This window comes from Streptomyces lacrimifluminis (assembly GCF_014646095.1).
In the GTDB taxonomy this organism is placed as follows: Bacteria; Actinomycetota; Actinomycetes; order Streptomycetales; family Streptomycetaceae; genus Streptomyces; species Streptomyces lacrimifluminis.
The window spans coordinates 1-5,731 of sequence record NZ_BMMU01000080.1; the positions used below are offsets into that span (position 1 = coordinate 1).

Here is a 5,731-nt window from a genome sequence, read left to right on the forward strand (position 1 = left end):
TGGCACACCCCGCAGGCCTGGATCCGCACCAGCGCCTCGCCCGGCCCGGGGTCCGGCACGACGATCGACTCGACCCGCACCGGTTCGTTCTTGCCCGGTGCGATCACGCCGCGTACTTCCTGCGCCATGGTGCTGAACCCTTCCATCGGCCAATGTTCGGTTCTTCGCTCCGACCCTACGTGCGACTGATCGGTATCGGCACGCTCACGGTCGAGCCCACCCCCGGAGCACCGGCCGGCCTCCTCGGGGCTGTCTGCCGGCCGGCGGGGCGGAACCCCTCGTCCGACGACGGCCAGGGACCGGCGGGCGCTGCAATGACCTCAGCGGCAGGAAGGGCGGGGAGAGCCGGGCGAGAGGCAACCACTGTTTCTCCTCTTCCCCTGCCACCGACGTAGGGTGAACGTCCCGCCCGTTCGCCTCCCGAGGAGCGCCGTGAGCATCGCAGAGCCGAACGCCGGTCCGCCGCCCGCCTGGCGCCTGCTCCTCGGATACGTACGGCCGCACCGGTGGACCCTGTTGGCGGGCGCCCTGCTGTCGCTGGCCACGGGTGCCGCCGGGCTGGCACTGCCGCTGGTGGCGCGAGGGCTCATCGACGATCTGTCCCACGACCGGACGATCACCGGGGCGCTGGTGCTGATGTCGGCGCTGGTCGTCGCCAACGCGGCGCTGGGCGCGCTGGGTTCGTATGTGCTGCGGCGCACCGCCGAGTCGGTGGTGCTGGGCGCCCGGCGGGCGTTGTCCTCCTATCTGCTGCGGCTGCGGATCCCCGCCGTGGACCGGACCGAGCCCGGTGATCTGATGGCCCGGGTCACCTCGGACACGACGCTGCTGCGCGAGGTCACCACCGACTCGCTCGTCGGTATCGGCACCGGCGGTCTCACATTGGTGGCGACGATCGTGATGATGGGCCTGGTGGACCCGGTGCTGCTGGGCGTCACCCTCGCCGTGATCCTGGGGGCGGGGACCGTGCTCGGGGTGATCGTGCCGCGCATCAACAAGGCGAGCCGGCGGGCGCAGGACGCGGTCGGTGTCATGGGCGCCTCACTGGAACGGGTACTCGGCGCACTGCGCACGATCAAGGCGTCCGGCGCCGAACACCGGGAGGAGGAGCGGCTGCACGCGGCGGCCGAGGAGTCGTGGCGGCAGAGCGTACGGGCGGCCAAGTGGTCGGCCGCGGCGGGCAACACGGCGGGCCTCGCGATGCAGATCGCCTTCATCACGGTGCTCGCGGTGGGTGGCGCGCGGGTCGCGACCGGCGCGGTCGAGGTCGGCACACTGGTCGCGTTTCTCCTCTACGTCTTCTATCTGATGTCACCGATCCAGCAGGTCGTCGGCGCGATCACCCAGTACCAGACGGGTGCCGCGGCCCTCACCCGTATCCAGGAGGCCCTCGCCCTGCCCGCCGAACCGTCGTCGGCCCGGCCCGCACCCCTGCCGGCAACAGACGCCGAACCGGCGGCACTCGCCTTCGACGAGGTCCGCTTCCGCTACGACGACGATCTTCCGTACGTCCACCACGGCGTGACGTTCGCCGTGCCGCCCCGGGGAATGACGGCGTTCGTGGGCCCGTCCGGCGCGGGCAAGACCACCGTCTTCTCGCTCATCGAACGGTTCTACGACCCCGAGTCCGGTGTCATCACCGTCGACGGCCGGGACGCCTCCGACTGGGATCTGACCGAACTCCGTTCCGCCATCGGCTATGTCGAGCAGGACGCGCCCGTGCTGTCGGGCTCGCTGCGCGACAACCTGCTGCTGGGCAGTCCCGAGGCGGACGAGGACGCGGTCACACGCGTGGTGAAGACGACCCGGCTCGACGGTCTGGTGGCCAGGCTGCCGCGCGGCCTCGACACCCTGGTCGGCCATCGCGGCACCAAGCTGTCGGGCGGCGAGCGCCAACGGGTGGCCATCGCCCGTGCGTTGCTGCGCCACCCCCGGCTGCTCCTGCTCGACGAGGCGACCTCGCAGCTGGACGCGGTGAACGAGGCCGCGCTGCGGGACACGGTCGCGGATGTCGCCCGTACGACGACTGTGCTCGTCGTCGCCCACCGGCTGTCGACGGTTACGATGGCGGACCGGATCGTGGTGATGGACGCGGGCCGCGTCCGCGCGGTGGGCACCCACCGCGAACTTGTCGCCGGGGACCCGCTGTACGCCGAGTTGGCGGCGACGCAGTTCCTGGCGACCACCGACTGAACGCACTCCACCCGGGAAGCGTTCCCTGCGGGGCGCGATCAGCTCTCCAGCCTGCGCAGCCGTTCCGTGTCGCAGGGGCAGGGGCAGGGGCAGGGGCAGCGTGCCTCGTCCGGGTGGACCGTGTGGTAAAGGCAGCAGCCGGCCCGGGTACGGCCGAGGCCCGGCTTCCACGTCCTGGGCGCGCGGCCGGCGACAGCGAACCACCCCCAGTAGCACACACGTACGACATGAGTGTGGGCCGCCCGGTCCGGCCTGGCGGCCCACATACCTCAGTACGTACGTCCGTCAGGCCTCGATGCCCGGCAGCAGACCGGTGACGGGGGCGGCCAGGTCGGTCAGCTGGTGCAGCTGGTTGAGGTCGCTCAGGCGGTTGAGCGAGCTCAGCTGGCTGGAGACCCGGGGAAGGTCCTCGTGGTACTGGGCGGGAATCTCGCTCACGGCGAGCGAGTCGAGCTGGGCGATCGGGTTGAGCTTGCCCACGTTCTGGTCGGCGGCGGGAGCCGCGCTCGCCAGCGGGGCGGCGAGGCCGGTGACGCCGACGGCGAGACCAACGGCGGCAGCGATTCGTCGTGTTGAGATCATGTAGTCATGAACGGCGCGCACCCCGCACCGGACACGGGCGCAGCGCCCCGCTCACTCGTCAGGCTCATCCTCCCTCCCTCTCTCCCTCCGCTTGCGCTTGCGCTTGCGCTTGCGCTTGCGCTTGCCGAGGTTCCCGGGACGGAGGACGCTCAGGAGGAGAGGTCCCTCGCGGCCCGCGCCCGATCGGGCCGCAGCCCTCGGAGGAGGTCACCATGGGCACCGCGACAAGCCCCGCTTTCGACACCGAGGCACTGCGCCGGGGCATCGAAGCACACGACGCGACGGTGCTGCTGTCGCTCTACGCCGACGACGCCGAACTGCGCGTCGTCGACCGAAACTCCCAGCCCAGCCACCCGATGGTCAAGCACGGGCGCAGCGAGATCGGCGCCATGCTCGACGAGGTGTGCAGCAGGGACATGACCCACAAGCTGGAGCAGGTCATCGTCCAGGGCGACCAGGTCGCCTACACCGAGTCCTGCGAGTACCCGGACGGAGTCCGCGTCCTCGTCAGCTCGATGCTGTCCCTGCGCGACGGCAAGATCGTCGACCAGACCGTGGTGCAGGCATGGGACGAGGAGGATTCCTGACCTCGACCGGGCTGGAGCGGGGCTGGACGCCGGGTCGTGACGTGCGCCGAGGGGGAGAACCACCGGGGAGCGGCCCTCGCGGAGCGCTGCATCGGCTTCGTGTACGCGGAGTGCGTGTGCCGGGAGCCTGGGCGATGACGACTGTCAGCTCGGGAGTGGATCATGCCTCAGGCCCGGCCGGGTTTACCTCCCAGGCCCAAAAGGCACTGGGCGGCCCTGTCTGGCTACGCTGCTGGTGGATGCGGACCCCGCCTCCGTCGCCCGCATCCGGATGAAGCAGAACCGCTGCCGCAAGGCCGGCATCGGGTCCCGCCGTATCGAGCTGCCCGGCGCCAGGACGCCCCGAGAACTGGTCCCGCATGTTGCGCGGACGCGGGACCTGTCGTCCGTGTGTGCGAGGCGGACATCGTGGTCGCCGCCGTGGGCCGGCCCCGGCCGATCCGGGGCAGGGCATCAAGCCCGGCGCCGGTCGCGATCGAGCCGGGTACAGCCCCGGGAACATCGGCGACGCCGACCTCGACTCCGCCGTCGAGCGGGCCGGGCCGATCGCCCCGGTCCCGGGCGGCATCGGTCCGATGACCGTCGCGACACCACTCGAACAGGCTGCCGAGGCCGTCGCCCGGCAGCTCGGGGTGTGATCAGCGCATCCAGGCGCTGTAGTCCATGACGTCGCCCACCTTCAGACCCCACTCGGGCTCGGCGGAGGTGGCGGTGTCCTCCAGGCCGAGAACGGCACCGGTGGCCGGGTCCATGATCAACATCTTGCGGGAGCCCTGTCCGTCGTGCACATACGCCTGGCCGGGCCGCCCGAGCCGGTCCGTCACCCGGCCTACGGGCCGCAGCCCCCCGGCGTCCGCCAGCAGCCTGGCGACGGCCGCGTCCTCGGGGGCACCGAGGGTCCAGTGGTCGAGCAGCACCCGTACCGCGTCCAGGAGTTCGCGGGTCGTCAGCGTGGTGCTCGGGTACTGCGTCTCCTGAAGGTAGGCCTTCAGGAGACCCGGGTCGTGCGGTGGCGTCGACTCGGGCGGGGCGTCGCTCCAGCTCGGCCCGAACGTCTGCTCGCTGATGACGTGCCCGTCCTCGACCATGCGGGGTTGGCCGTCGCCCTCACTGAGCACCGGCCGACCGGGATGCCGTGGGTCGGTCGCCACGACCAGCTCCGTATGGGTGGCGTCGGCCCGCCAGCGTACGACGCGTTCGACGGGCAGCGTGATCGGGGGCTCGTCCTCCGACATGCCCATGCTCCACGTCTGCACGTGGGTGCCCTTGCGGAGTGTCGGCGATCCGTCCGCGGCCGCCGCCTCGGCGATCTCGGCCATCCTGGCCAGGGGTACGGGGGTGGAGCCGGCCTGCACGAGCAGCGGGCGGGGTGCGGCCACCGCCGGGACGGTGTCCGGGCCGGCGAGGAGCAGGGCCAGCGCGGTCACGGCGACGACCGCGACAGTCGCGAGGCTCCACATCCAGCGGGTGCGGCGACGGCCGAACGGGCCGCTGCCGTGCAGCAGTTGGTTGAGCCGGCGCTCCGCGTCGTGGCCCAGTGGTCCGTCGCCGAAGTGGGGGCCGTCCGCCGGCACGGGGTTGGCGCCGCGCAGCAGGTCGAGTTCGTCAGGCATGGCCGTGTTCCTTCGGGGAGTTCACGTCGGCGGCGAGCGCGGGGCGTATCCGGTCGATCTCGGTTCTCAGCCGACGCCGGGCCCGGTGCAGTCTCATCGCCGCCGCGCGTGTACCGCAGTCCAGAGCCACGGCGACCTCGTCGACGGCGAGTTCCTCCCAGGCCGTCAGGCGGAGTACCTCCTGGTCGGCCGGGGTGAGCCGGGCCAGCGCCTCATGCACCCAGGCGCCCGGCGGCTCCGTGTCGGGGCTCGCCACGACCTGCCTGCCGTGCGCCGTCTCGTCGTTGCCCAGCCGGTCCACGAGCCGTCGTCGGCGGCCCTGGCCGCGCACCGCGTTGGCCAGACAGTTGCGTGCCACGCCGTACAACCAGGGCAGAGGGGTGGCAGGCAGGTCGGTACGGCGCCGCCAGGCGACGGTGAACACCTCCGCCACCACTTCCTCCACCTCGCTCGTACGCCCGTCCAGTCGCCGAGCGACATAGCGGCTGACCGCCCAGTAGTGCTCGCGATAGGCAGCGGCGAAGATCTCGTCGTTGCTCATGTCCCGTTCGTGTCCGGCACTCTGCGGATCGTCACACCCGTTTTAGTGATTCTCGTCGCGTCACCCGAGTGTGACGTCCGGGGCGAGCGCGGACACAGGCGGGGCGTGAAGACCATCAACGTCAAACCCCGCACCGCCAGGAGCCTCAGCAGCGTCAAGTGGCTGACGACCACTGACCACAAGACGATCGGCACGCTGTATCTGGTGACGTCGTT

General features: G+C 71.4%; 5 protein-coding genes and 2 pseudogenes. 3 read left to right on the forward strand and 4 right to left on the reverse strand.

Features of this window, described 5'->3' with window-relative positions:
* Positions 1–128 (reverse strand): annotated as a pseudogene (locus IEY89_RS39700) (S-(hydroxymethyl)mycothiol dehydrogenase); the annotation flags it as partial.
* 304 nt (positions 129–432) lie between these two features.
* On the opposite strand from IEY89_RS39700, the gene IEY89_RS39705 reads away from it, so the two are divergent.
* On the forward strand, positions 433–2,193 hold the full coding sequence (locus IEY89_RS39705; protein ID WP_189152383.1) for an ABC transporter ATP-binding protein: 1,761 nt from the start codon (positions 433–435) through the stop codon (positions 2,191–2,193).
* Positions 2,194–2,478: 285 nt separating this feature from the next.
* On the opposite strand, the gene IEY89_RS39710 is transcribed toward IEY89_RS39705, so the two are convergent.
* Complete coding sequence (locus tag IEY89_RS39710; RefSeq protein ID WP_189152384.1) at positions 2,479–2,775, reverse strand: hypothetical protein; 297 nt, start codon at positions 2,773–2,775, stop codon at positions 2,479–2,481.
* 212 nt (positions 2,776–2,987) lie between these two features.
* On the opposite strand from IEY89_RS39710, the gene IEY89_RS39715 reads away from it, so the two are divergent.
* Positions 2,988–3,362, forward strand: coding sequence for a nuclear transport factor 2 family protein (locus IEY89_RS39715; protein ID WP_189152385.1), 375 nt, complete (start codon positions 2,988–2,990; stop codon positions 3,360–3,362).
* Positions 3,363–3,489: 127 nt separating this feature from the next.
* Positions 3,490–4,000: pseudogene (locus IEY89_RS39720) on the forward strand (hypothetical protein).
* Here IEY89_RS39720 and IEY89_RS39725 read toward each other — a convergent pair.
* Together IEY89_RS39725 and IEY89_RS39730 are read right to left on the reverse strand one after the other, a co-directional pair.
* Positions 4,001–4,975 carry a CU044_5270 family protein gene (locus tag IEY89_RS39725; RefSeq protein ID WP_189152386.1) on the reverse strand — a complete coding sequence of 325 codons (975 nt, stop codon included), beginning with the start codon at positions 4,973–4,975 and terminating at the stop codon, positions 4,001–4,003.
* Positions 4,968–5,516, reverse strand: coding sequence for an RNA polymerase sigma factor (locus IEY89_RS39730; protein WP_189152387.1), 549 nt, complete (start codon positions 5,514–5,516; stop codon positions 4,968–4,970). The genes IEY89_RS39725 and IEY89_RS39730 overlap by 8 nt, the downstream gene beginning before the upstream one ends.
* Between the last annotated feature and the right edge of the window lie 215 nt (positions 5,517–5,731).

Bases quoted from the DNA above. Each gene is read 5' to 3' on its own strand.
- IEY89_RS39710 (WP_189152384.1), bottom strand. From the start codon at position 2,775: ATGATCTCAACACGACGAATCGCTGCCGCCGTTGGTCTCGCCGTCGGC.
- IEY89_RS39715 (WP_189152385.1), top strand. From the start codon at position 2,988: ATGGGCACCGCGACAAGCCCCGCTTTCGACACCGAGGCACTGCGCCGG.
- IEY89_RS39725 (WP_189152386.1), bottom strand. From the start codon at position 4,975: ATGCCTGACGAACTCGACCTGCTGCGCGGCGCCAACCCCGTGCCGGCG.
- IEY89_RS39730 (WP_189152387.1), bottom strand. From the start codon at position 5,516: ATGAGCAACGACGAGATCTTCGCCGCTGCCTATCGCGAGCACTACTGG.